This window comes from Acidobacteriota bacterium (assembly GCA_026707545.1).
Taxonomy (GTDB): domain Bacteria; phylum Acidobacteriota; class Thermoanaerobaculia; order Multivoradales; family Multivoraceae; genus Multivorans.
Genome location: JAPOWR010000001.1, coordinates 2,446,530 through 2,471,529, shown reverse-complemented (window position 1 = coordinate 2,471,529; position 25,000 = coordinate 2,446,530). Strand labels below are relative to the sequence as shown.

Below are 25,000 nucleotides of genomic sequence, written 5' to 3'. Positions count from 1 at the left end.
GAGAAACCAGCCGCCCCACTCCGGGATCTCAAGCAGCCACGGACCGCCGGCCGAACACCGCGGTGCCGGCGATCAGGATGGTCGCCGCCGCGTATGGCAGCGCCAGCAGGCGGATCATCACCGGGACGTGGGCCATCGTGTGGGCGAAGAAGATGGCGTACCACGCCGGGACGGACCAGCCGGCGGCGAGGATGCCGGCCCAGCGCCAGGGGTCTTCAAGCGTCCACCAGTGGCGGAGGACGTAGAGGGTGGCTGCGATCAGCGTGACCGCCGTGAGGCCGATCAGGACAAGAGCCAGAACCTGTGAGCCGAGGCCGACGGTGCCGAGGTTGTTTTCGAGCCGGTCGAGGAACCGTTCCACAGTCGGCCGGCCCGCGTAGAAGGGGTCGATCTCCGGGTGGATCGAGCTCCGCGCGGCGCCGTAGAGCCGGTGGGTGAGCTGGTCCCAGAACTTGAAGAGGACGGGTTCGCTGAAGACGAGTTCGGCGAGTACGACCCGCAGCAGGAAGACGGCGGAGAGGCAGCCGACGTAGGCGGCGCCGCCGCGGATCAGCAGGCGTCGGCGCCAGGTCCGGGGATCGCCGAGATGCTGACTCCGCTGGACGTCGTGGACCGTGGACGGTAGCGGAGCGGTCGCGAGTGCGAGCAAGAGAACGACAAGCCCGATCAGGGCGCTGCCGAAGAGCAGTTCGTGGTAGGCGATCAGGGCGCCGAACCCGCCGAAGAGCAGGACCTGGTGCTCCGGCTTCCAGGAAGCGATCCGCAGGACCGGCACCGCGAGGAGCAGAGACAGGGTCAGTACGTTCGACGCCCCGGTGGTGAAACTGCCGGCGCGGTCGCCGAGGTCCAGGAAGAGGAGCAGGCAGACGAAGAGTACGGCGTAGGCGGTGGGCTGGAACAGGGTCTGGCGCTTCAGCAGCCGGCTCGTCGCTTCGTCTTCAGCGGTCGGCAGGCCTAGCGCTCGCCGGACGCGAGCTGGAAGTTTCCGGTCCCGGGGTTCGCGGTCCCAGGGATGGGGTGCGGTGACCACCGCTCCCGCCAGTACCAGGGCTCCGGCAAGACCGATGCCCAGCAGGACGAATGTGAGCGCCTCCAGGAGACTTCGGAGCCCGTTGACGCCGGTCCACGGCAGAAGCCACTGCAGCATGACCCGCTGGCCGGCCCAGTACTGGTGGTAGAAGACGGTCAGGAAGTCCGAGTCGTCGACGGCGCCCTGGTCGAGCCGCTGCTCAAGCGCGTCGCACGGTCGCTGCGGTCTCGTGTAGCGGTACACGCGCCGCGGTGAGACGGTCCGCTCCCAGGTCGAAGCGCCGCGGTCGAGCGCCATCAGGCTGAGCAGGCAGTCGTTGAAGCGCTCGGCCGAGTCTTCGAGAGTGCGCTCCGGGTGCTCGTAGGACACGCGCAACGCCTCGACGACGGGCTCCGGGTCGGCGCGAACGGCCAACCCGTTGAGGGCCAGGAAGACGATGGTGGCGGCGAGTGTCACGGCGCCGATGAGGGCGGCGCCGCGGAGGGCGCCGAGGCGCGGCCGGGTGGGCCGGGCGGCCCCCGCTGTGGCGGGTACGGAGTGCGAGCCGACAGTCGACGTTTCCAGGCTGCCGGGCGGAGGCGAGAACAGGAGCGTGTGCAGGATCCGAAACCCGTCGCGGAACGCCTTGAGCTTGCTCGCCGACCCCTCCGGCCTTGCGAAGTAGGGGCACTCGATCTCGTCCCAGGCGAGATCCGACGAAGCGGCGAAGAGGGTCAGTTCGGTCTCGATCTCGAAACCGTCCGAGTGCGCGGGGAAGCGTTCGACGAATCGACGGGAGAAGGCCCTGTAGCCGGACAGGAGGTCGTGGACGCCGGGGCCGCAGCGCCAGCGGGCAAGGGCCGTGAACAGGCGGTTGCCGAGACGGCGCAGCGGCGTGTACGCATGCGCGTCGGCCCGCTCGCGGGCCGCGACGAGCATGTCGAGATCGTGTTCCTGGAGAGTCGAAACGAGGTGGCCGGCGCTTCTGGCGTCGTAGGTGCCGTCGCCGTCGGCCATCAGATAGATGTCGGCGTCCACCTCGCGGAACAGGCGCCGGATGGCCCGGCCCTTGCCGCGCCGGGGCTCGGCGACGACGGTGGCGCCAGCCGCCCTGGCGGCTTCGGCGGTGCCGTCGTCGGAACCGTTGTCGCAGACGTGGATGTGAGCGTCCGGCAGTGCGCGCTGGAACGCTGCCACGACAGCGGCGATCGTCGCCTCCTCATTGAGGCAGGGGAGAAGGACGGCGATACGGGCGGAGTTCATGAGGCGTCAGGCTACTGCGGCTCGTGCCCTACGCCGGAAGCCGCCTTCGGCGGATGCCGGCCAGAGGGCCGGCGCACCCAGTGGAGGGTCAGTGTGCGTTGCCGCCGCCGGTCGAGTCGGCCTCGCTGCCGGCCGGACCGAGCGCGAACAGGTGCTCGCGGCCCCGGATGTAGAGCCGGTCACCGACGATCGCCGGCGTCGCCCAGACCGACTCGCCGAGCGAGAAGCTGCCGAGCACCTCGTGCTCCCGTCCGGCCCGGAAGAGCGCCGCGTCGCCGTCCGTGTTGACCATCAGGATGCGACCGCCGCCGCCGACCATGGAGGCCGAGTAGCGGCCGCGGATCGGCAGCCGTCCGCCCTCGTAGACGACTTCGCCGGTGCGCGCGTCGAGGCAGGTAATCACGCCGCCGTCGTTGGTCAGGTAGAGGAGGCCGTCGTACAGCAGGTTCGAGGGTACGTAGCCGGTGCCCTTGCGGTAGGTCCAGATTCGCGGGTCGAAGCTACCGGAGTCATCGTCTCGATCAGCCGTACGGTCGAGAAGTGCTTCGCCGCTTCCCTGGTCCTCTACCGGAGGAGCTTGAGGCGACGTCAGATCGCCGCGGCTGTCGAGCCGGATCGCAAAAGCGATCTTGCCCGGATATCCGGAGGTGAACACGGCCAGGTCGTCCACCGTCATCGGGATGTGGATCGCGTTGTTCTGAAGGCCGGTGGCCCGCCAGAGTTCGCTGCCGTCCGCCGGGTCGTAGGCGATGACGAACTCGTAGCCGCTGGTCAGCAACTGCTTCTGCCCCTCGTGCTCGACCAGGACTGGGGTGGCCCAGCTCGCCTGCACCGGCCGGTCGTGTTTCCAGACCTCCTCGCCTGTGGCGGCATCGAGTGCGACGATGAAGGAGTCGTCGCCGCTGTCCTCGTCGGCCAGGATGATGAGCAGGCCGTCGTGGAGCACCGGCGAGGTGCCGACTCCGAGTCCGACCGTCTTGATGTCGCCGATGTCGCGCTCCCACACCGGCTCGCCGCCTACCGTGTACGCGTAGACGCCCTCGGAACCGAAGTAGGCGTAGACCCGTTCACCGTCGGTGACCGGCGTGGGCGAGGCGTAGGACGACGAGGAGTGGCGGTCGTCGTAGACGCGGCCGGCGTAGGCCGTGTGAGACCAGAGCAGGTCGCCGTGGTCGGCGTCCAGGGCGATCACCTTCATCGTGTGGTGGCGATTGCCGTCGACCGACTGTGGATGGCGGAAGGGCCGTCCGTCGAACGTGTGGTCGGGCGGGCCGGCCCCGGGGATCACGTCGCCCACGATCGCCGTTGTCAGGAACACCTTGCCGTCCGAGACCACGGGCGACGAGTGGCCGCGGCCCTCGATCTTCGCCTTCCAGAGCAGGTGACGGTCAAGGTCGAGGTCGGCCGCCGGGCCGGGGCCAGAGCGGGCGATGCCGCTGCCGTCGGCGCCGCGGAAGCCGGGCCAGTCGTTGGCTTCCGCCGCAATCGCGGGCGCTGCTGCCAGGGTTGCGGCGAGGAGATAGTAGAGATTCTTCGACACGGGATTCTCCTGACGCTATGGCGTCTTGATCGGGTCGGCTGGACGGCCGGGCAGCGTCCGCGGATCCTCCGCCAGCTTCTCGAGCAGAAGCTCGACGGCTTTCGCGAGTTGCGGGTCCCGGCCTTCGAGAATGTCCCGGGGCAGGTTCGTGACCTCGATGTCCGGGTCGACGCCGTACCCTTCGATCACCCAGTTGCCCTCGGGATCGGCGGAGCCGGCCTCGGGCACGTTGACGGAGCCACCGTCGATGAGCGGCGCCCGGCCGTAGATACCGACCACGCCGCCCCAGCTCCGCTTGCCGACGATCGGCCCTAAGCCCGCGCGGCGGAACTGGTACGCGAACTGGTCGCCGTCTGAGGCGGTGTCCTCGTCGATCACGCACACGAGGTGACCGTGGAAGACGCCGCCGGGCGACGTGTCGACGGAGTCCCGGTTGCGCTCGAAGTCGAGCATCAGCGTCTCGCGCCGCAACCGCTCGATGATCATCGGCGACACGTTGCCGCCGCCGTTCGAGCGGACATCGACGACCATCGCGTCCTTGCGGACCTGGCCGTAGTACCACTTGATCCACTCCCGGATGCCGCTAGCCGACATGTCGGGGATGTGGAGATAGCCGATCCGGCCACCGCCGAGTTCCTCGACGATCCGGCGGCTCCGTTCGGTCCAGGCGAGGTAGATCAGCGCATCCTCACTCGCGATCGGATCGACGAGGACTTGGCGCGCCTCACTTCGGTCGGGGCTGGACCCGACGGTCAGCTCGAGCGGTCCGCGCCCGGCCTCGCGTAGGAGCTGGAACGGGTTCGTCGCCGGCGTCAGCTCGCGGCCCTGGATCGCGAAGACGTAGTCGCCCTCGTCGATGCCGACGCCGATCTCGGTGAGCGGCGAGCGGTAACGGGGCTCCTCGTTCTGGCCTTCGAAGATACGAGCGATCTGGTAGCGGCCGGCGTCCTGGTCGAGTTCGAAGCGGGCGCCGAGCAGTGCCGCGCGAGGCCGATCGGGGACCTCGTAGTCGCCGCCACTGACATAGGCGTGGGAGACGTTCAGTTCGGCGACCATCTCGCTCATCAGGTAGTTCAGGTCGCTGCGATGGCCGATGTGGGCGAGCAGTGGGCGGTACTGCTCGCGCAGCGCCTCCCAGTCGTAGCCGTGCATGTTCGGGGCGTAGAAGAAGTCCCGGAACCGCCGCCACACCTCGTCGAAGATCTGGGCCCACTCCTCTTCCGGCACGCGGTCGACAGTCAGGCCGGTGAGGGACAGGGTCTTCGCCTCGCCGCCGCCTACGTCGAGGAGCCGGAAGCTGCCGCGCTCGCTGACCAGCAGCTTCTTGCGGTCAGACGACAAGACCAGGCCGCCGATGCCTTTGGCCAGACTCTTGCTCTCGCGCCCCTTCAGGTCGTACGAGAAGACCTCGGTCTGGACGTCGGAGGACCGGCCCAGGTAGCCGGCGCCGCCGCGGACGTAGAGCAGCTTGCCTTCGGTCGCGCCCAGGCCGAAGTAGTTGTCCGCGTCGACCGGGACGCGGGCGACGCGCCCTGCCAGACCGTCGAGATCGATGCGGTCGCGCTCCTCGTCGTCTTCGTCCTTGCCGTCGTGGCTCTCGCCGTCGCCGTCCGTCTCGTGCTCCTCGCCGTCCGTGTCGTCTTCGGATGTGCCGTCCGCGTCGCTGTCTTCCTCCTCGTCCTCGATCTCCACCTCGTCGCTGCGGGGCGGGAAGGGGTGAAGCGTGTCCTCGCGCAGGGCGAGCGCGTAGATGTACGTCTCGCGATCGGCGGCGTAGTTGTACTCGAAGCTGCCGATCTGGGGCTGGAACTGGCGGTCGGAGAGGAAGTAGAGGTAGTCGCCGCCGGGATCGAAGACGGGAAAGAAGTCGTTCCAGAGCTCCGACGTGACGCGGGTGAGCGTCCGGCTCTCGACCTCGAACAGGTGGATCGAGCCGAACTCGTTCGGATCGCCGAGTCCGACGGCCAGGTAGTCGCCGTTGGGGGACCAGTCGTAGCTGGTTCCGAAGGGGCGGGAATCGTCGGCGACCTCGATGATCTCCGGCGATCCGGTCGCCGCGTCCCCGCCGCTGCGGTCCGTTGCGTCGACGATGCCGAGCCGGCCCTGCTGATCGATGAAGGCGATCCGGTCGCTGCCGGGCGACCAGAGCAGATTGTTGTAGTGGCGTCCGACGCTGCCTTCCGTTAGCTGCACCGGTTCGCCGCTGCCGTCCTGGCTGACGACCCAGATCTCCGTCTCCCCCGTGCGGTCGGACGTGAAGGCGATCCGCCGCCCGTCCGGAGACCAGGCAGGGTCGCCGTCGTTGGCCCCTGAAGAGTGGGTCAGATTGCGGGTCGGTCCGTGCTCGATGGGCACGCTGAAGATGTCGCCGCGGGCGGAGAAGGCCGCCCGGTTCGCCTTCGGGCTGAGCGAGTAGCCGGAGACCCGGTTCGCTGCGGACACGCGGCTCGGCCGGCGGGCGAGCTGGTCCGTCGGCACGTGGACCGGGACCGGCCGAGCGCTGCCCGACGCCACGTCGAAAACCTCCAGCGAACCGGCCTTCTCGTAGACGATCCGCCGGTTCGCCTTGTCGGCGCTGGGCCAGCGCACGTCCCACTGGTCTTCGTTCGTGAGTTGCTCGATGTCGCCCGAGGCCGTGTCGTAGGCGTAGAGGTTCAGGGTGCCGTCGCGGTCCGACGAGAAGTAGATCGTGTCGCCGATCCACATCGGGTCGCGGTCGGAGCGCTTGTGGTCCGTGACCTGGATCGACTCCAGGCTGTCGATGTCGAGGATCCAGAGGTCCTGCGCCCAGCCGCCCTCGTAGCGCTTCCAGTGCCGGAAGTCCCGGGTCACCGGTGAGTAGACGACGCGCTTTCCGTCCGGCGAGAGATCGCCGCCGCCCGACTCGGGCATCGGCAGGGCCCGGGGCAGTCCGCCGTCGGTGTCGACCAGGAAGAGCTTGGTATCGCCCAGATCCCAGCCGTCGCGGAGTGACCGGAACAGCACGGACTTGCCGTCCGGAGACCAGCCATAGACCTGGTAGTCGTAGCCCCAGCGCGGCGCCAGCGGCCCGGCGGCTGGGTAGAAGGTCAGTTGTCGCGGCGCGCCGCCGGTGGTCGGTACGACGTACACCTGTTCGTCGCCGTCGTACTGGCCGGTGAAGGCGATCCACTGGCCGTCCGGCGAGAACTTGGCGAACAGCTCGAGGCCAGGATGGGACGTGAGCCGGGTCGCCGTCCCGCCATCGGTTGAAGCCAGCCAGATGTCGCCGGCGTATGTGAACGCGATCCGGTCGCCGGAGAGGTCCGGGAAGCGAAGCAGCCTGGTCGGTTCGCCGGTCTGGGAGAGCGCCGGCGCCGTGCAGAGAACGGCGCTCAGCGCGGCGGCGAGCAGGTTGGCGGGCGAGGCTTGACGGTGCACGATCATGGGCAATCTCCGGTCGCAAGGGTGGCGCTTGCAGGCGAGCGGCGCCGCGGCATTGTCTCACGTTCGCCGCGGCGCCGAATCGATGTACGTGCGGGCTCGTTCACGGTTTCGTGGCCGCGCCGCCGCATCCGGTAAGCTGCCGCCGCTTCGCCGGGTGGGCAGTCACCTTCGGCAGGCCAGGCGACAACAGGCGACGAGGCGAGACTCCGGTCACGGACCGGCTTCGGGAGATGGCAGCATGAGTGGGATCGAGATCACCGGACCGCGCGATTTCGAAGCGGCAGAACACATCCTGACGCCCGAGGCGCTGGAGTTCACAGGCGACCTGTGCCGGCAGTTCGAAGAGCGCCGCCTGGAGCTGCTTCAGGACCGGCTCGACCGCCACGCGCGCATTCAGGCTGGTGACGATCCGACGTTCCCGCCCGAGACGCAGGAGGTGCGGGACAGTGACTGGAAGGTCGCACCGACGCCGGCGGACCTGAACTGTCGCTGGGCCGAGATCACCGGCCCCGTCGACCGCAAGATGATGATCAACGCGCTGAACTCCGGCGCCAAGGTGTTCATGGCCGACATCGAGGACGCGCTCAGCCCGAGCTGGCGCAACGTGATCGAGGGCCAGCAGAACCTGTACGACGCGGTGCGCAAGCAACTCGAGTTCACGAATCCGGTGAACGGCAAGGAGTACCGGCTGAAGGACGAGATCGCCACCCTGCTGGTGCGTCCGCGCGGCTGGCACCTGATCGAGAAGAACGCGCTGATCGACGGCAGCCCGGTCTCTGCCGGCATCTTCGACTTCGGCCTGTACTTCTTCCACAGCGCCAGCGAAGCGCTCGGACGAGGCAGCGGGCCGTACTTCTACCTGCCGAAGCTGGAGAACCGCCACGAGGCGCGGCTCTGGAACGACATCTTCGTCGCCGCGCAGGACGCGCTGGGGGTGCCCCAGGGCAGCGTCCGCGCCACGGTGTTGATCGAAACGATCCTCGCCGCCTTCGAGATGGAGGAGATCCTCTACGAGCTGCGCGACCACTCGGCCGGGCTGAACGCCGGGCGCTGGGACTACATCTTCAGCGCGATCAAGAAGTTCGCGTTCCGGGAGGACCTGGTGCTGCCGGATCGCGGCCAGATCACGATGACCGTCCCGTTCATGCGCTCGTACACCGAGCTCCTGGTCCGCACCTGCCACAGCCGCGGCGCCCATGCCATCGGCGGCATGGCGGCCTTCATCCCCAGCCGGCGCGACCCGGAGGTCAACGCGACGGCGCTCAGCGCGGTCCGTGCCGACAAGGAGCGGGAGGCTGGCGACGGCTTCGACGGCAGTTGGGTCGCCCACCCGGATCTCGTGCCGATCGCCCTGGAGGTCTTCAGCACGAAGATGGAGGGCCGCCCGAACCAGAAGGAGCGCCTGCGTGAGGATGTCTCCGTCGAGCCGGGCAGCCTGATCGACCTTGCGGTCCCGGGTGGCACGTTGACCGAACAGGGCCTGCGCAACAACGTGTCGGTGGGTCTCCAGTACCTGAACTCCTGGCTCAACGGCAACGGAGCGGCCGCGATCAACAACCTGATGGAGGACGCGGCGACCGCCGAGATCGCCCGGGCCCAGCTCTGGCAGTGGGTCCACCGCAACGCGCAGATGGACAACGGGTCGCTGGTCACGCCGGAGCTCTACGAGCAGGTGCGGGACGAGGAGCTCCGCCAGCTCGGCGGCCGCGAAGTGAGCCGCTTCGGACTCGCCGCTTCCCTGCTGGACGACCTGGTGCTCGGCCCCGAGTTCCAGGAGTTCCTGACCCTGCAGGCCTACCAGCACATCTGATCGCTGCACACTGGGTGCGCCGGCGTCCTCGCCGGCTGCCGCCGAAGGCGGCTAGGAAGCGCGCCGGCCGTCAGGCCGGCTCCATCGCTGCGCTACGCTCGCGGCAATGCAGCACGCGATCGAGCTGGACGCGCTGCGAACGGAAGTCGGCGCTGCGGCCGGGCCGATGGCGAACGCGGTTTCGGCCTGCGTCCACTGCGGCTTCTGCCTGCCGGCGTGCCCGACCTACATCGAGCTCGGCGAGGAGATGGACTCGCCGCGCGGGCGCATCGTGCTGATGAAGGAGGTCCTCGAGGGCGGCCTCGACCTGGAAGAGGCGCTGGACCACATCGATCCATGCCTCGGTTGCATGTCCTGCGTGACCGCGTGCCCGTCGGGCGTCGAGTACGGCGAGTTGCTGATGCCCTTCCGCGAACTCGCCGAGGGCGGCCGCAACCGTTCCTGGCTCGACCGCTTCTGGCGCGGACTGATGCTCGACACGCTGGCGAGTCCGCGTCGGTTGCGCCGCATGCTGCGGCTTGGTCGGTTGGCGGCGCCTTTCCGCGGGTTGCTGCGCGGACTGCTTCCGGCGCGGTTCGCGGCGCCGCTCGACCTGTTGCCCCGGTCGGCGGACCGCGCCGAAGTCGGGTCCGGCACGTTTCCGGCCGTCGGCGAGCGGCGCGCGCGGGTAGTTCTCCTCGCCGGCTGCGCTCAGCAGGTGCTGGCGCCCCGCATCCATCGGGCGACGATCGAGGTGTTGACCCGCAGTGGAGTCGAAGTCGTCGTTCCGAAGGAGGAAAGTTGCTGCGGTTCGCTGGCCTTTCACGCCGGCGACGCGTCGCGCGCCAGGGCGGCGGCCGGCTCCCTTCTCCGCGTACTGAGGCCCGCGGGACTACTTCCGGACGTCGACGCGGTGCTCACCAACGCCGCTGGCTGCGGCTCCGGCCTCAAGGAGTACGGCCTGCTGTTCGCGGGACTGCCCGAAGAAGAGGCGGCTCGGGACTTGGCCGGGAAGGTACAGGACGTGTCCACATTCCTCGCCGCGCTCGATGCGCCGGCGCCGCCCCCGCTGGCGCAACCGCTGCGAGTCGTCTACCACGACGCCTGCCACCTCGCGCACGCCCAGAGGGAACGGACCGCGCCCCGTCGATTGCTGGCCCAGGTCCGGGGTGTGACCCTGGTCGAACCCCGCGACTGGCAGATCTGCTGCGGTTCTGCGGGGATCTACAACCTGGAGGAACCCGCACTCGCGGCCCGCCTGGGACAGAAGAAGGCGGAGGCGCTGCTCGAGGGCGAACCGGACGTGATCGCAACCGGCAACATCGGCTGTCTCACCCAGATCGAGAGCCACCTCCGGCGCCTGGGCAGCGCGGTCCCCGTGCGCCACACGATGGAGATCGTGGCCTCCGCACATGGGGCGAACTGAGAGCTCTTCGGGTCGGTTATCCTGCGCCCGCCTGTTGACCGCCTCTTCTTATCCTCCCACTACCTTCGGACCCGGATGACGACAACGACTCGTATTGGAATCCAGGCTCTGGGGCAACTCGTGGCTTGCTCGGCCGGCCGAGCTTGCTCCCCTCCGGTGGAGCGCACTAGATGACGACACCTAGCCGCATCGGCATCATGGGCTTCGGCTTGCTCGGCCGGAGCCTGTTTCGCCTTTCCCTGGACCGGCCCGAGATCGAGATCGGGGCCGTAGCCGAGACCGCCGACCCGGAGATGCTGCGCTATCTCCTGCAGTTCTCGTCCCTGCCGTGGCGATACGACGGCGAGGTCGCGCTGGACGACGGCAGCCTGAGCGTCAACGGCTTCAGCGCTCCGGTGGTTCGCGCCAGTGGCGCCGGAGAGGCGCCCTGGGGCGATCTTGGCGTGACGACGGTTGTCGACTTCCGGGACAATCAGCCGACGCGGAGCGAACTCGAGGGGCATCTCGAGGCCGGCGCCGAGCGGGTCGTGCTCTGCGCCCCGCCGGGCGGGGACCTGGACCGGACGGTTGTGGTCGGTCTGAACGAGGACCGGATCGAGCCGTCCGACCGGATCGTTTCCGCCGGTTCCTTCACCGCGCACTGCGTGGGGCCGTTGCTCCGCATCCTCGATGGGGCCTTCGGCGTCGAGCAGGCGTTCATCAGCTCCGTCCGCGCCTATGGGGCCGGTTCGAGACTGGCGGACGTGCCGGCGCCGGAGCCGCGAAAGGGCCGCGCCGCGGGCGAGAACATCATCCCCGCCGCGACGGGAGCGGCCGAAGAACTCGCGACGGTACTGCCCGAGTTGGGCGGAAAGCTCTCGGCCTCGGCGATGGACGTGCCGGTGTCGAACGGTTCGGTGGTCGATCTGGTCTGCTGGCATCGCGACGCGGTGAGTGTCGCCTCGGTCAACGAGACGGTGGCGGCTGCCGCCGGCGGCGAATGGAACGGTCGGCTGCGTTTCGAGCGCGAGGCGATCGTCTCCGCCGACACCGTAGGCAGCAGGGCGACCTGCATCTTCGACTCGCAGGCAACGATGGCGCTGGGCGATCACGTGTCGAAGACGATCGCCTGGTTCGACAACGGCTGGGGCTACCTGCACCGGCTCGTGGAGCTGCTGGCTGTGCTTGAACAAGCGACCGCTTCCCAAGGAGGCGACTTATGATCCGCGTCGGCATCAATGGCTTCGGACGGATCGGCCGCAGCGTCTTCCGCATCCTCGCGGATCGTCCGGACGTCGAGGTCGTCGGCATCAACGACCTGTTCGACGCGGACCGTCTGGCCTACCTGCTGCGCTACGACACGGTGCAGGGCGTCTTCGGCCAGGAGGTCGAGGTGACCGCGAGCGGCCTGCGGGTCGGTGGCCGGGACATCCAGCTCAGCGCGGAACGGAATCCGTCCCGGCTTCCGTGGCGGGACCTGGGCGTCGACATCGCGGTGGAGTCGACGGGCGTGTTCCGCACCCGCGATCAGGTTGCACAGCACCTCGAAGCCGGCGCCTCGCGCGTCGTGCTCACGGTGCCGGCCAAGGACGAGATCGACGCCACGATCGTGCTCGGCGTGAACGACGACGATCTGGGTGCCGAACATCGCGTCGTCTCGAACGCCTCCTGCACCACGAATTGTCTGGCGCCGCTGGCCAAGACCCTGGACGACGCCTTCGGTTTCGAAGAAGGGTTCATCACGACCGTCCACGCCTACACCAACGGCCAGCGCCTTGTCGACTCGCCGCACAGCGACCCGCGCCGCAGCCGCTCCGCGACCGCCAACATCATCCCGACGACGACCGGCGCTGCGCGTGCCGTCGGCAAGGTGCTTCCGCACCTGAACGGCAAGCTCGACGGCATGGCGATGCGGGTGCCCGTAGCGGACGGTTCGATCGTCGACCTGACGTGCCGGTTGCGCGACGATCCGGCCGCGGAGGACGTCAACGCGGCGGCTTCCGCGGCGGCGGCGACGAACCTTGCCGGCGTCCTCCAGTACTCCGAGGACCCGCTGGTTTCGAGCGACATTCTCGGCAATCCGCACTCGTCGATCTTCGACGCGCCCCTGACCCGGGCTGCCCCGGCGAAGGGTGGCGGCGTGTACGCCCGCGTCGTGTCGTGGTATGACAACGAGTGGGGTTACTCGAACCGGGTCGCGGATCTGATCGAGCGGCTGGCCCAGTTCGGGTCCTGACCCGAGCCCGGACTCCCCGTCCGGGTGTCCGGCCGCCCCGCCACGGTTCCGCGCGATGGACATACGTTTCCTACTTGAATCGGCGCCCGTCCTGCCGCTGCTTCAGATCGAGCGGGAGGAGGATGCGGTGCCCCTGGCCGGCGCCCTGCTCGACGGCGGCATCGTGCTCCAGGAGGTGGCGCTTCGCACGCCGGCCGCGCTGCCGGCGATCGCGCGGATCGCAAACGAACTGCCCGAGGTCATCGTCGGCGCGGGGACCCTGCGCAACGCGGATGGCGTCTACGCGGCACGCGACGCCGGCGCCCGCTTCGGCGTCAGTCCGGGGATCACTCCCGAGATCGCGCTCGCGGTGGACGATGTAGAGATGCCCTTCCTTCCCGGAGTGGCGACGCCGTCCGAGATCCAGGGTGCGGTCGACCTTGGCTTCCTGACCTGCAAGTTCTTCCCGGCGCCGGCCAGCGGCGGTCTGACCTTCCTGCGGGCCGTGCGCGGTCCGTTCCCCGATGTCGCCTTCTGCCCGACGGGCGGCCTCGACCGGGCCAACTACCGGCGTTACCTCGCGGAGCCGAACGTCGTTTCGGTCGGAGTCTCCTGGATTACGCCGGCTGAAGCCATTGCCGCCCGGGCCTGGGGCCGCGTCGCCGAGCTGGCCCGGGCGACGGTCGAGGAAGTCCAGGGCGCGCCCGGCACCGTCCCCGCGGTGGCGGCTGGATCGTGAGTCCGGAGATCTGAGGCAGCCGTGCAACGCCGCGCCAAGATCGTCGCCACGATCGGCCCTGCGAGTTCGAATCCGAAGACCCTCGCGCGGTTGATCCGCGCCGGCGTCAACGTCGTTCGGCTGAACCAGTCCCACGGCACCCGTGATGAGCATCGCCGGCTGATCCGGCTGGTGCGGGAAGTCAGCGAGGAGGTCGGCCGGTCGGTCGGCGTGATGGTCGACCTGATGGGACCCCGTCACCGGCTCGATCACTTCGAGGGCGCGCGCGTCCTGAAGGAGGGTGACGTCGTTTCCCTGGGCGCGGGCGTCGACGCGGATCTGGCTCTTGACCGAGACATGGTCCGCCACGTCCAGCCGGGTGAACAGATCCTGATCGACGACGGCCGGGTCCAGTTGGAGGTCCGGTCGAAGGGTGAGGAGGAGATCGAGGCGGAGGTCATCGTCGGCGGCGCCGTCTCGAGCCGCAAGGGCGTCAACCTGCCGGACAGCCATCTGCCTTTCCGGATCTCGGACAAGGACCTGGGCGATATCCGCATGGCGGTGGAGGAGGATGCCGACTTCCTGGCGGCCAGCTATGTCGGCAGTTCGACGGACGTGGTGCGCGTGCGCGAAGCGGCGCGGGAGGCCGGCCGCTCCCTGCAGGTGATCGCCAAGCTGGAACGTCGCCGGGCGCTCGAGAACCTGGACGAGATCGTGCTCGAGTCGGACGGCGTGATGGTGGCGCGTGGCGACCTCGGGGTCGAGATCCCGCTGCACCAGGTGCCGGTGGAGCAGAAGCGGATCATCGAGACCGGGTGGCGTCTCGCGCGACCGGTGATCGTGGCGACCCAGATGCTCGAATCGATGATCGAGCACCCGCGGCCAACCCGAGCGGAGTCCTCGGACGTCGCAAATGCCGTGTTCGACGGCGCCGACGCGATGATGCTCTCCGGCGAGAGCGCTGCCGGTCGGTATCCCCTGGAGGCGGTGCAGACGATGCACCGCATCATCACCGAGTCGGAGCGTTACAACCTCTCCAAGCACACGTCCCAGCCGGTTGGCTTCCATACGATGGAGGTCGGCCCCTACGACATCGAACCGCCGCACCGCCCGGGCACTCTGGAGATTCCGGAGACGGTCTCCGCTGCGGCGATCCTCTCGGCGCGCCACCTGACCGCGCAGGGCATCGTGGTCCTCAGTCAGGGCGGGTTCACGGCCCGCCAGGTTGCCTGCCGCCGGCCGTCGACGCCGGTGTTCGCGTTCACGCGCGAACCGCGGTCGATGCGCGAGCTGCAACTCGTCTGGGGCGTCCACTCCGTGCGGATGGACCAGGAGGTCCACCACCACGACGAGGTCGTGGCGATGGTCGACCGGCAACTCCTGGTCGGCAATCTGGCGCTACCCGGGGACACGATCGTCCTGTTGATGGGTGATCCGATCCAGGACCGGCCGCCGACGAACCTGATGCGGATCCACCGGGTACGGGCGTAGCGCTACGATCGGCCGCCATGATCGACAGCGAACTCCAGGTCTCGATCGAGAACGACTACGCCTTCCTGCGTGACCCGGTCCGCCGCATCTGCGAGCAGTTCCCCGGCGAGTACTGGCGACGTCTCGATGCCGCCGCCGAGTATCCGACGGAGTTCGTCCAGGCACTGACGGAGCACGAGTACCTCGGCTGCCTGATCCCCGAGGAGTACGGCGGTTCGGGCCTGCCGCTGCGCGCCGCCAGCGTGGTGCTCGAGACGATCCACTCGAGCGGCTGTAACGCCGCGGCCTGCCATGCCCAGATGTACACGATGGGCACGGTGCTGCGCCACGGCAGCGACGAGCAGAAGCAGCAGTACCTGCCGAAGATCGCCAGCGGTGAACTGCGGCTGCAAGCGTTCGGCGTCACCGAGCCGGTGACGGGTTCCGATACGACGCAGTTGCGCACGACGGCCGTCCGCGACGGCGACACCTACGTTGTGAACGGCCAGAAGATCTGGACGAGCCGCGCGCTCCACTCGGACCTGATGATCCTGCTCGCCCGCACGACCCCGGCCGACCAGGTCGAGAAGCGCTCACGGGGACTCTCCGTGTTCCTCGTCGACCTCCGCGAGGCGCGCGGCAACGGTCTGGAGATCCAGCCGATCGACACGATGATCAACCACGGCACGACCCAGGTCTTCTTCGACAACCTGCGCATCCCGGTTTCCAGCCGGATCGGCGAGGAGGGCCACGGCTTCCGCTACATCCTGAGCGGCATGAACGCCGAGCGCATCCTGCTCGCCTCCGAGGCGATCGGCGACGCCCGCTACTTCATCCGCCGCGCGGTCGAGTACGCCAACGACCGCGAGGTCTTCGGCAGACCCATCGGCCAGAACCAGGGCATCCAGTTCCCGATCGCCCGCGCCCACGCCGAAACCGACGCCGCCGAGATGATCGTCCGCAAGGCCGCCGCCCTCTACGACGCCGGCCGCGAATGCGGCGCCGAAGCCAACAGCGCCAAGCTCCTCGCCTCCGAAGCCGCCTGGAAGGCCGGCGACACCTGCTTCCAGACCTTCGGCGGCTTCGCCTTCGCCACCGAGTACGACATCGAACGCAAGTGGCGCGAGTGCCGCCTCTTCCAGACGGCGCCGATCTCGACGAACCTCGTGCTCACGTACCTGGCCCAGCACGTGCTGGGGCTACCGCGCAGCTACTGACGGCTCGCCTGCTGCCGGGCCGCCGCGGCGGCGGCTGGCGCGATGGCGTCGGCGGCACCCGCCTTCTCCGGGCCCGAAGGGGAGGGTCCCAGCGGACGCTCGCGCTGACCGGATGAATGGAAGGTCGGCGCTCGCTGCGGTCGGCTGCGCTCCGGTTGGGTGTCGGTTAGTGGAAGGGCGTGGGCCGTCGCTTGCCGACAGCCTCGCTGGGACCCTCCCCTTCGGGCCCTGCGCAGGCTGGAGGGTGTCGGACGCCGGCCGATCCCCCTCCAGTTGCGTAGAGCAACTCAGAGCAACGGCGACCGTTCTCTGGGTGCGCGGACCTTCTGGTCCGCTGCCGCCGTAGGCGGCCAGAGAAGCGCCGGCCGTTAGGCCGGCTCCGTTTCGGAGCGTCCTCGGCTGTGAGACCGAGGGAGTCGCGTCAGGTTCTCCTCGCATTCCGCTACGCCGGCGGCGATGGGAACCGCGGCGTAGAGCGCCTTCGCCTGCTGCCACAGGTGCCGGGCTTCATCCGCCTCGCCGAGCTTCTCCTTGAGGATCGCCATCGGTCGGATCGCGTTCGCGTAGTCGAGCGCCGGGGGATCGGGGTGCTCGGCGTAGAGGCCCAGGGCCTCGTTGTAGCAGGCCTCGGCCGCGGCCAGTCGCTGTGCGGCGCGATGGGAGTCGCCGAGATGACGGATCGTATGAGCCAGCAGAAGCGGATCGCCGGTCCGGCGGGCGGCGGCGACCGCTTCCTTGTACCGGGCGACCGCGATGTCGCCGCGGCCGGCATCCTGTTCCGCATGCCCGAGCCTCCGGAGGGTGTTCGCTAACTGGCGGTCGGCTCCAGCTTCACGGCACAGGTCCACAGCCTCCTTGAGTTGCCGGCGAACGAAACGGGCGGTCTCCTCGGCTTCGGCAGGGGTTGCGGTCAACGACGTAAGTGTCTCGCTCCGAAGCCTCCAAGCCATGTTCGAGAGATCGCGGGCCCGGTCCACCCGGGCACGTCCGGCGGAGTTACCCATTACTGCCGTGAGGATAGCGGCCATTCAACACCCACTCATGCCGTGACCGGAGGGAATGCCGACGCCGTCCAGCCTGCGGAGGGGCCGGGGGAGGGGTACCAGATGGCTCGGAGCGAGCGACGGTTGACGACCCTACGCAGGACAACGGCCTACCGGAGCGAGCGGAGTGCAGTGAGCGCACCCCCTCCCATCTTCCGAACAAGCGCGAGCGGCACCTGGGACCCCTCCCCCGGCCCCTCCGCAGGCGGCTGAGCCCCGAGCAGCTACGCTCGGTCGCGGGCCGCCGCCAGCGCTCGCTTGCCGTAGACCTTGCCGACGTGGACGCGGTAGTCGCCGCTGGCGAAGATGTCGCCGATGGGGTCTTCGGCGGAGAGGCCGGAGGCTGCTGCGGCGATGGCGTCGTCGGAGAGGTCGGTGCCGATGAGGCTCGAGACGTCGACGGCGGTTGGAGTGGCGTCGACGCCGCCGACGACCAGGCCGGCGGCGGTGCAGCGGCCGTCTTGTACGGTGACGGAAGCCGCGGCGCCGACGACGGCGTAGCCGGACGCCGGGTGCTCGAACTTGAGGTAGGCGGAGCCTGTGTCGGCGCCCAGGGCCGGGGCGTCGACGTGGGTGAGGATCTCGTCCTCGCCGACGTCGGTCATCAGCAGGTCCTGGAAGAAGTCGCCCGCGGCGACGGAGCGGGTGCCGGAGGGGGACTGCAGGTGGACCGAGGCGCCGAGGAGGACGAGCACCGGCGGTATGTCGGAGCCCGGGTCGGCGTGGGCGATGTTGCCGCCGATCGTGCCGCGGTTGCGGACCTGCGCGTCGCCGATGTGGCCGGCGGCTTCGGCGAGCACCGGGCAGTTGGCAGCGAGCACGTCGGAGGCGGCGATCTCGGCGTGGGTTGTCAGGGAGCCGACGCGGACCGAGCCGCCCGCCTCGGAGATTCCCTTGAGTTCGTCGAGCCGGCCGATGTCGATGACGACCGGGGGCTGGGCGAGGCGCAGCTTCATCATCGGGATCAGGCTGTGGCCGCCGGCCATCAGCTTCGCGTCTTCGTGCTCCTGCAGCAGGCCGAGGGCTTCATCGACCGATCCGGCACGGCGGTAATCGAATTGGGCTGGGTACATATCGGTGCTCCTGATTCGGCAGCTTTGTTCGGCTGCGGGATTCTAGTCGGATGAAGGCTCTCAGGCGTTGACGGCCCGCCACACCTTCTCGGGCGTGAGCGGCATGTCGATGTGCGTGACGCCGAATGGCGCAAGTGCGTCGACGACCGCGTTGACAACGGCTGGCGGTGAGGCGATCGCGCCGGCTTCGCCGACGCCTTTGACGCCCAGCGGGTTGTGCGGGCAGGGCGTCGTCGTACGGTCGAGTTCGAATTGGATCAAGTTGTGGATCTTGGGTAGCGCGTAGTCCATCAACGAACCCGTCACGAGCTGTCCGCTGTCGTCGTAGACGGCGTTCTCCCAGAGCGCCTGGCCGATGCCCTGGGCCAGACCGCCGTGGAGCTGGCCGTCGACGATCATCGGGTTGATCACGTTGCCGACATCGTCGACCGCCGCGTAGCGCAGCAGTTCGATGTCGCCGGTCTCCGTGTCCACCTCGACGACGCAGACGTGGGTGCCGAACGGGTACGTGAAGTTCGACGGATCGTAGAAGCTGGTGGCGGAGAGCCCCGGCTCCAGGTCATCGGGGTAGTTGTGGGCCAGGTAGGCCTGGAGCGCCACGTCGCCGAGACCGAGCGCGCGGTCCGGCGAGCCGGCCACCCGGAAGTTGCCGTCCTCGAACTCGATGTCCTCGGCCGAGGCTTCGAGCAGGTGGGCGGCGATCTTCTTGCCCTTCTCGATGATCTTGTCGACGCTTTTGGCGATCGCCGAACCGCCGACGGCGGCGCTGCGGCTGCCGTAGGTGCCCATGCCGAATTGGACCAGGTCCGTGTCGCCGTGGATCACCTCGACCGCCTCCGGGGCGACGCCAAGCCGGTCGGCGACGATCTGGGAGAAGGTCGTTTCGTGGCCCTGTCCGTGGGACGAGGAACCGGTGTAGACCGTCACCGAAGCGGTCGGGTGGACGCGGACGTCGGCGCTTTCCCACTGGCCGGCCTGGGCGCCGAGGGAGCCGACGACCGCCGACGGCGCGAGACCGCAGGCCTCGATGTAGGACGAGAAGCCGATGCCGATCTGCCGGCCGCCGTTGCCGCGTCTAGAGGCCTGCTCGCCGCGGAGATCGTCGTAACCGATCATCTCGAGCGCCCGGTCCATCGCGGGGCCGTAGTTGCCCGAGTCGTACGCGAGGGCGACCTGGGTCTGGTACGGGAAGGCGTCCGCAGGCACGAAGTTCCGCTTGCGGACTTCGATCGGGCCAAGCCCGGTTGCCTCGCCGGCGAGGTGCATCAGCCGCTCGATGACGAAGGTGGCTTCGGGCCGTCCGGCGCCACGGTAGGCGTCGACGGGCGCGGTGTGGGTGAAGACGCCGGTCACGTGGCAGTGGATCGCCGGGATGTCGTACTGGCCGGACATCAGCGTGCCGTAGAGGTAGGTCGGGACGGCCGGCGCGAAGGTCGAGAGATATGCGCCCATCGCGGCCGCCGTGTCTACCTTCAGGCCCGTGATGCGGCCGTCAGCGTCGAAAGCCATCGCGCAGTGCGTCGAGTGGTCGCGGCCGTGTGCGTCGGTGAGGTTCGTTTCGGTGCGCGTGGCTGTCCACTTGACCGGCCGGTCGAGCTTCAACGAGCAGAGGCCGACGATCGCCTCGTCGGCGTAGTGGTGGATCTTGCTGCCGAAGCCACCCCCCACTTCGGGGGCGACGATCCGCACCTTGTGCTCCGGCATGCCCAGCGACGCGAGCGTCATCAGCAGCCGATGAACGTGGGGATTCTGGCTCGTCATGTGGATCGTCATCTCGCCGGTGGACGAGTCGTACGAAGCGAGTACCGCGCGCGGTTCGATCGCGTGCGGGATCAGGCGGTTGTTGCGCAGATCGAGCTCGACCGTGTGGGCGGCCTGTGCGAAGGCCGCGTCGACCGCCTCCCGGTCGCCGATCTCCCAGTCGAAGGCGACGTTGCCGGGCGCGTCCTCGTGGACCGCCGGCGCCCCGTCCTCGAGTGCGGCGACGACGTCGGCCACCGCATCGAGCGGTTCGTAGTCGACGGCCACGCGGTCGGCGGCGTCGCGGGCGATGTAGCGGTCCTCCGCCACGACGACGGCCACGGCGTCGCCCACGTGGCGCACCGTGTCGGCGGCGATCATCGGGTGGGCCGGCGTCTTGAGGTCGGGCAGCAGCCAGCCGACGGGCACCACGCCCGGAATGCCGGCGGCCGCGACGTCGCGCGCCGTGAGCACGGCCAGAACGCCGGGCAGGGCTTCGGCGGCGGAGGCGTCGATGCCGCGGATGCGGGCATGGGCGTAGGGACTGCGCACGATCGCCGCGTGCGCCATGCCTTCGACCTTCAGGTCGTCGGTGTACTTGCCGCGGCCGGTGATGAGGGCCGGGTCTTCCCGGCGCTTGATCGAGGTGCCGAGTACGCCCGCCATCTCAGCTCATCCTTTCGGCGGCGTACTTCACGGCCTCCACGATGTTGTGGTAGCCGGTGCAGCGGCAGATGTTGCCCTTCAGCCCCTCGCGGATCTCCTCGTCGCTCGGGCTCGGATTCTGGGCCAGCAGATAGTTCGCCGACAGGATCATGCCCGGCGTGCAGTAGCCGCATTGCAGGCCGTGCTTCTCCCAGAAGCCCTCCTGGAGCGGGTGCAGCTCGCCGTTCTGGGCCAGCCCTTCGATCGTGGTCACGGCCGAACCGTCCGCCTGCGCCGCGAGCATCGTGCACGACTTGACGGCGTTGCCGTCGACCAGCACCGTGCAGGCCCCGCAGAGACTCGTTTCGCAGCCGATGTTCGCGCCGGTCAGGCCCAGATCTTCCCGTAGGAAGTGAACCAGCAGGCGCCGCGGCTCGACCTCGGCCTGGACCGGCTTGCCGTTGACTTCGAGTTGTATGGACACGGTCATTTCTGGAGTGTCTCCTTTCCTTTGCGGGATAGCTACGAGCAGGTGCGAAGCGAAATGGCGATGAGGGCAAGAACGACGAGCGCGCCGCCGGCAAAGTAGGGCCACAGTTCCCTGGCCAGACCGGCTGCGAAGCGACCGGCAAAGGCGGCTTGGGACGGGGGCTCCGCGTCGTCACTGGACGCGGCCACAGCAGGCGCTTCCGCCGCGGCTTCCGCGGCGGCCCGCGCTTCGAGCTGCGTCGCGAGACCCTGGATCCCCTGGCGGGTCAAGACCTTGGCGGAGCTGTCCAGGAGCCGTTGACCCACCGCCGCGATGCGGCCGCCGACGCGGGCGTCGATGTCGTAGTGCAGCAGCGTGCCGCCGTCCTCGGCGTCCTCGAGTCGGAGGGCACCGGTGCCGTTGACGAAGCCGGGCGCTCCCTTGCCGTCCATCTTGAGGTTGTAACCGTTCGGCGGGTCGAGGTCGAGGAGCTCGACGCCTCCTTCGAACACGCCCTGCACCGGGCCGACCTTCATCTTCAGCTTGCCGCGGAACTGGTTCTCGCCGACGGGCGCCATGTCCTCGCAGCCGGGCAGCGTGCGCGACAGAACCTCGGGATCGAGGATCGCCTCCCAAACGATGCTCCGCGGCACCGCGAAGGTGTGGCTCCCTGTGATCTTCAAGGTCGGCAGCCGTGCGGACGGCCTGGGGGCGAACCGCGATGGACGGTGGGCGCGATGGTCAACACGACGGCTACCAGGAAGTTTCTACTATAGCCATAGCGAGGGCTGTTCTGGGTGCATTTACGCTCACGCTCGTACGTAGCGGACGACCGGGTCCTTCTCGGACTCCAGGTCGCCGACGTTCTCGGCCACGAGTTCGCCGCGCTGGTAGAGGTACTCCACGTGTGCTCCGGCCTCTTCCAGGGCCAACAGCACGGTGTAGCCACGCACGGCGCCGAACAGCCGCCGGCTGATGTCGGCAGTGGTCTGAGGCGCCTGGCAGGTGTCCATGATCACGTCCAGCCGTCTGTCGTGGGACTCGCGAATCTCCCGGACTCGCACGGTCACGTCCTCGATCGGTTCCTCGTGACCGCCGAGGCCTATGCGGACGCCGTCCAGCGTCTCGACTTTCCCCAGCGCATCGAGGTAGTGGCCGAGGCCCATGTTCAGGGTCAGCGACTCGGGCGACTGGTGGGGCGTGATCCGCGCCAGGACGTGATCGGCGGTCAGCAGGATGTCGTCGACCCGGAGGCAGACCTGGCCGGGGCAGTGGCCGGGCACGTGCAGGACATCGAGGTCGAGGTCCTCCCCATTCCCGTCCCGGACCGGCCGCCCCTCCTCCAGCAGGAACTGGACCGGCACCGAGCCGTAGCGCGCCTTGGGCGCCGTGTACATCATCATCAACTGGTCGCGCTTGCCGGCGGAGAGTCCGGCGCGGTTGAGGAACACGCGGAGCTGCTGCGAGGCGACCACGACCCGTTCCTCGTAGTGGGTCAGCACGCGGCGGTCGAGGACATGGATGCCGACCGGCGCGTCCGTGTGGCCGCGTACGAACTGGAGGCCGCCGAAGTGATCCATGTGGCCGTGGGTGATCAGGATGACGTCGATGTCGGCGAGGCTCATGCGGGCGCCGAAGCGGTCCTCGATCGAGGCCATGCCGCGGACCAGATTGTCGTTTGAGAAGTCCATGCCCGAGCCGCAGTCGACCAGGACGCGCCGGGCGCCGTCGTCGATCACGTAGACGTTGCCGAAGAAGTTCGGGAACACCTCCAGGTTCAGGGCGTACACCACCCGCCCCGCGGAACTCACGAATCGCCGCGGCGACTCGAGCTGCTTCTTCGCGTTCGAGGTGCCTGCTCGCATTGTCCCGGTCAGGAGACCGCTCCCCGGCCTCCTCCGCAGGCGGGGCGGATCAGTTGGTCAGCGCGGAGACGAGCGCGTCGACCGCCTGGTCCGCGATCTCTCCCATTTCCTCGTCGTTGCGGTCCTGGATCGGATGCCGCACGTAGACGACCTCCGGCGAGGAGCCGAGCGACTTGGACTGCGACTCGGCGGCGTCCTGGAACTCGCACGAGGCGACGAACACGGACGGCAGCCCCATCTCTTCCAACTGGGTCGTGTCGTGCACACTGCACGACGTGCAGGACCCTCAGTCGGCCAGCGCTTCGATCACCGCGTCGCAACGCTGGGCGATCTCGGCGCGCAGGTCGGCCGGCGCCACCTTGGAGAAGGTGGGCTTGGTGAAGCGCAGCACGGACGCGCCGCGGCTTTCGATTCGCTGTTCGACGCGGTCGAGGAAGATGTCGCCGCGCGCCTTGGAGATGTCGAGCAGGGCGATCGTCTTGCCGCCGATGGCCTCGAGTCGAGGCGCCGCGGTGCGTGCCGGCGGCGCGGCCTCGTTCGTCGGATCGAGCAGGGTCTGGACCATGGGTTGTCTCCTCGGTAGGTCCCGAACCATACACGAGCGAGACGCTGCCGCGGAGGCGGTCGTGGCTGCCTCTTCCCTGCTAGGGTCGCCGGCCATGACCGCATCCTCCAGCGTCGCCGCTCCGGCGCCTCCGGGCTTCGATCAGGGCCTGGTGGCGGTGGTCAAGAAGGACTGTCCGACCTGCCAGTTGGTGGAACCCGTGCTGGAGGAGGTGCGACGCCACCGGCCGGTGCTCGTTCTGACGCAGGACGATCCCGCCTTTCCGGCGTCGGGAGATCCCGTGCACGACGCGGATCTCGTGTTGTCGCACCGGCTGGGGATCGAGATCGTGCCCACCCTGCTGGACCGGGACGGTGGCTCGACGACCGCGACCGCGATCGGCTGGAACCGGGACCAGTGGCAGGAGGTCAGTGGCCTGGATGGACTGGGGACGGAGCTGCCACCGAGCCGGCCTGGCTGCGGCGCCCTGAACGTCGAGCCGCCGCACGCCGAGCGGCTGGCGGCCCGGTTCGCCTCCGGAGGCGCCCGTCGGGTCGAGCTGGGCGACCAGGAGGACGACATCGAAGCCTGCTTCGCGCGCGGCTGGACAGACGGGCTGCCGGTCGTGCCGCCGACTCCCGAACGGGTCGAGCGGATGCTCGCGGGCACCCGCCGCGACCGCGCCGAGGTCCTCGGCCTGGTGGCGCCCGACTACGGCGAATGCACGGTCGAGAAGGTTGCGGTCAACGCGGTGATGGCCGGTTGCCGGCCCGAGTACCTGCCGGTGGTGCTGGCCGCGGTCGAGGCGGCGCTGACCGAGGAGTTCAACTGGCACGGCCTGGCGGCCACGACCTACTTCGCCGGCCCGATCATCGTCGTGAATGGGCCAGTGACTTCCGCCATCGGCATGAACTCGAAGATGAACGTCCTGGGACAGGGCAACAGGGCGAACACGACCATTGGCCGCGCTCTTCAGCTCGTGCTGCGCAACGTCGGCGGCGCCCGGCCCGGGGAAGTGGATCGGGCCACGCTCGGCAACCCCGGCAAGCTCAGCTTCTGCTTCGCCGAGCGTGAGGACGACTCGCCCTGGGAGTCACTGGCGGTGGAACGCGGCACCCCCGAAGGCAGCTCTGCCGTCACCCTGTTTGCCGGCGAAGGGCCGCGCGGCGTGGTGGACCAGTTGTCCCGGAATCCGGGATCGCTGTGCCGGTCGCTGGCCGCGGCGCTGTTGAGCGTCGCCAACCAGAAGCTGGTCGTCGGCTTCGACGCCATGCTGGTCGTCGGATACGAGCACGGGAACGTGTTCCGGCGGGCGGGCTGGGACAAGGCCCGGTTGCGCCGGGAGCTCGATGGTCTTCTGGTGCGATCGGGCGCCGATCTAGTGCGCGGCGCGGGCGCCTGCGACGAGGGACTGCCCGAGAGGATGGCCGGCGCCCAGGTGCCGAAGTTCCGTCCCGGCGGGCTGCAACTCGTTCACGCCGGCGGCAACGCGGGCCTGTTCTCCGCGGTGATCGGCGGTTGGGTGAGCGGTCCGGTCGGTAGCCAGCCCGTCACGCGCGCCGTTGGTGATTGATCCCGTCCGATTCCACC

General features: G+C 69.0%; 19 protein-coding genes. 8 read left to right on the top strand and 11 right to left on the bottom strand.

Annotated features, from left to right (window positions below):
* Positions 1–28: 28 nt before the first annotated feature.
* The 3 genes from OXG83_09750 to OXG83_09740 form a co-directional block, all read right to left on the bottom strand.
* Complete coding sequence (locus OXG83_09750) at positions 29–2,272, bottom strand: glycosyltransferase (GenBank protein ID MCY3965314.1); 2,244 nt, start codon at positions 2,270–2,272, stop codon at positions 29–31.
* Positions 2,273–2,360: 88 nt separating this feature from the next.
* Entirely contained in the window at positions 2,361–3,812 is a 1,452-nt protein-coding gene (locus OXG83_09745; GenBank protein ID MCY3965313.1) for a PQQ-binding-like beta-propeller repeat protein, read from the bottom strand.
* 15 nt (positions 3,813–3,827) lie between these two features.
* Positions 3,828–7,217, bottom strand: coding sequence for a S41 family peptidase (locus tag OXG83_09740; protein ID MCY3965312.1), 3,390 nt, complete (start codon positions 7,215–7,217; stop codon positions 3,828–3,830).
* Between the two features lie 238 nt (positions 7,218–7,455).
* Here OXG83_09740 and aceB point away from each other — a divergent pair, with 238 nt between their 5' ends.
* From aceB to OXG83_09705, 7 genes are all read left to right on the top strand, one after another.
* The gene (gene aceB / locus OXG83_09735) at positions 7,456–9,027 is read left to right on the top strand and encodes a malate synthase A (protein ID MCY3965311.1); all 1,572 of its coding nucleotides are present in this window, start codon (positions 7,456–7,458) and stop codon (positions 9,025–9,027) included.
* Positions 9,028–9,133: 106 nt separating this feature from the next.
* Entirely contained in the window at positions 9,134–10,432 is a 1,299-nt protein-coding gene (locus OXG83_09730; protein MCY3965310.1) for a heterodisulfide reductase-related iron-sulfur binding cluster, read from the top strand.
* A gap of 170 nt (positions 10,433–10,602) precedes the next feature.
* Positions 10,603–11,634: a type I glyceraldehyde-3-phosphate dehydrogenase gene (locus OXG83_09725; protein ID MCY3965309.1), complete on the top strand. Its 1,032-nt coding sequence runs from the start codon at positions 10,603–10,605 to the stop codon at positions 11,632–11,634.
* Positions 11,631–12,647 carry a type I glyceraldehyde-3-phosphate dehydrogenase gene (gene gap, locus OXG83_09720; protein MCY3965308.1) on the top strand — a complete coding sequence of 339 codons (1,017 nt, stop codon included), beginning with the start codon at positions 11,631–11,633 and terminating at the stop codon, positions 12,645–12,647. Before OXG83_09725 ends, gap begins: the two co-directional genes overlap by 4 nt.
* Before the next feature lie 55 nt (positions 12,648–12,702).
* On the top strand, positions 12,703–13,365 hold the full coding sequence (gene eda, locus OXG83_09715) for a bifunctional 4-hydroxy-2-oxoglutarate aldolase/2-dehydro-3-deoxy-phosphogluconate aldolase (protein ID MCY3965307.1): 663 nt from the start codon (positions 12,703–12,705) through the stop codon (positions 13,363–13,365).
* A gap of 21 nt (positions 13,366–13,386) precedes the next feature.
* On the top strand, positions 13,387–14,835 hold the full coding sequence (pyk, locus tag OXG83_09710; GenBank protein ID MCY3965306.1) for a pyruvate kinase: 1,449 nt from the start codon (positions 13,387–13,389) through the stop codon (positions 14,833–14,835).
* Positions 14,836–14,852: 17 nt separating this feature from the next.
* Positions 14,853–16,031: an acyl-CoA/acyl-ACP dehydrogenase gene (locus OXG83_09705; GenBank protein ID MCY3965305.1), complete on the top strand. Its 1,179-nt coding sequence runs from the start codon at positions 14,853–14,855 to the stop codon at positions 16,029–16,031.
* Between the two features lie 368 nt (positions 16,032–16,399).
* Here the strand turns inward: OXG83_09705 and OXG83_09700 are convergent, their stop codons facing one another.
* The 8 genes from OXG83_09700 to OXG83_09665 form a co-directional block, all read right to left on the bottom strand.
* Positions 16,400–16,945, bottom strand: a complete 546-nt coding sequence (locus OXG83_09700; protein ID MCY3965304.1) for a tetratricopeptide repeat protein — start codon at positions 16,943–16,945, stop codon at positions 16,400–16,402.
* Between the two features lie 353 nt (positions 16,946–17,298).
* Positions 17,299–18,147: a xanthine dehydrogenase family protein subunit M gene (locus OXG83_09695; protein ID MCY3965303.1), complete on the bottom strand. Its 849-nt coding sequence runs from the start codon at positions 18,145–18,147 to the stop codon at positions 17,299–17,301.
* A gap of 60 nt (positions 18,148–18,207) precedes the next feature.
* Positions 18,208–20,553 carry a molybdopterin-dependent oxidoreductase gene (locus OXG83_09690; GenBank protein MCY3965302.1) on the bottom strand — a complete coding sequence of 782 codons (2,346 nt, stop codon included), beginning with the start codon at positions 20,551–20,553 and terminating at the stop codon, positions 18,208–18,210.
* 1 nt (position 20,554) lies between these two features.
* Positions 20,555–21,022: a (2Fe-2S)-binding protein gene (locus OXG83_09685; protein MCY3965301.1), complete on the bottom strand. Its 468-nt coding sequence runs from the start codon at positions 21,020–21,022 to the stop codon at positions 20,555–20,557.
* Positions 21,023–21,054: 32 nt separating this feature from the next.
* On the bottom strand, positions 21,055–21,684 hold the full coding sequence (locus OXG83_09680) for a carbon monoxide dehydrogenase subunit G (protein ID MCY3965300.1): 630 nt from the start codon (positions 21,682–21,684) through the stop codon (positions 21,055–21,057).
* 126 nt (positions 21,685–21,810) lie between these two features.
* Entirely contained in the window at positions 21,811–22,866 is a 1,056-nt protein-coding gene (locus OXG83_09675) for an MBL fold metallo-hydrolase (GenBank protein MCY3965299.1), read from the bottom strand.
* A gap of 49 nt (positions 22,867–22,915) precedes the next feature.
* Positions 22,916–23,131, bottom strand: coding sequence for a hypothetical protein (locus OXG83_09670; protein ID MCY3965298.1), 216 nt, complete (start codon positions 23,129–23,131; stop codon positions 22,916–22,918).
* Between the two features lie 21 nt (positions 23,132–23,152).
* Entirely contained in the window at positions 23,153–23,431 is a 279-nt protein-coding gene (locus OXG83_09665) for a hypothetical protein (GenBank protein ID MCY3965297.1), read from the bottom strand.
* Positions 23,432–23,525: 94 nt separating this feature from the next.
* Between OXG83_09665 and OXG83_09660 the strand changes: the two genes are divergently transcribed.
* Positions 23,526–24,983 (top strand): thioredoxin, encoded by a 1,458-nt coding sequence (locus OXG83_09660; GenBank protein ID MCY3965296.1) that lies wholly within the window; start codon positions 23,526–23,528, stop codon positions 24,981–24,983.
* The last annotated feature ends 17 nt before the right edge of the window (positions 24,984–25,000 follow it).

Excerpts from the sequence above, each read along its gene's own strand:
- OXG83_09750 (MCY3965314.1), bottom strand. The coding sequence starts at position 2,272 with ATGAACTCCGCCCGTATCGCCGTCCTTCTCCCCTGCCTCAATGAGGAG.
- OXG83_09740 (MCY3965312.1), bottom strand. The coding sequence starts at position 7,217 with ATGATCGTGCACCGTCAAGCCTCGCCCGCCAACCTGCTCGCCGCCGCG.
- aceB (MCY3965311.1), top strand. The coding sequence starts at position 7,456 with ATGAGTGGGATCGAGATCACCGGACCGCGCGATTTCGAAGCGGCAGAA.
- OXG83_09730 (MCY3965310.1), top strand. The coding sequence starts at position 9,134 with ATGCAGCACGCGATCGAGCTGGACGCGCTGCGAACGGAAGTCGGCGCT.
- OXG83_09725 (MCY3965309.1), top strand. The coding sequence starts at position 10,603 with ATGACGACACCTAGCCGCATCGGCATCATGGGCTTCGGCTTGCTCGGC.
- gap (MCY3965308.1), top strand. The coding sequence starts at position 11,631 with ATGATCCGCGTCGGCATCAATGGCTTCGGACGGATCGGCCGCAGCGTC.
- eda (MCY3965307.1), top strand. The coding sequence starts at position 12,703 with ATGGACATACGTTTCCTACTTGAATCGGCGCCCGTCCTGCCGCTGCTT.
- OXG83_09705 (MCY3965305.1), top strand. The coding sequence starts at position 14,853 with ATGATCGACAGCGAACTCCAGGTCTCGATCGAGAACGACTACGCCTTC.
- OXG83_09695 (MCY3965303.1), bottom strand. The coding sequence starts at position 18,147 with ATGTACCCAGCCCAATTCGATTACCGCCGTGCCGGATCGGTCGATGAA.
- OXG83_09690 (MCY3965302.1), bottom strand. The coding sequence starts at position 20,553 with ATGGCGGGCGTACTCGGCACCTCGATCAAGCGCCGGGAAGACCCGGCC.
- OXG83_09685 (MCY3965301.1), bottom strand. The coding sequence starts at position 21,022 with ATGACCGTGTCCATACAACTCGAAGTCAACGGCAAGCCGGTCCAGGCC.
- OXG83_09675 (MCY3965299.1), bottom strand. The coding sequence starts at position 22,866 with ATGCGAGCAGGCACCTCGAACGCGAAGAAGCAGCTCGAGTCGCCGCGG.
- OXG83_09665 (MCY3965297.1), bottom strand. The coding sequence starts at position 23,431 with ATGGTCCAGACCCTGCTCGATCCGACGAACGAGGCCGCGCCGCCGGCA.
- OXG83_09660 (MCY3965296.1), top strand. The coding sequence starts at position 23,526 with ATGACCGCATCCTCCAGCGTCGCCGCTCCGGCGCCTCCGGGCTTCGAT.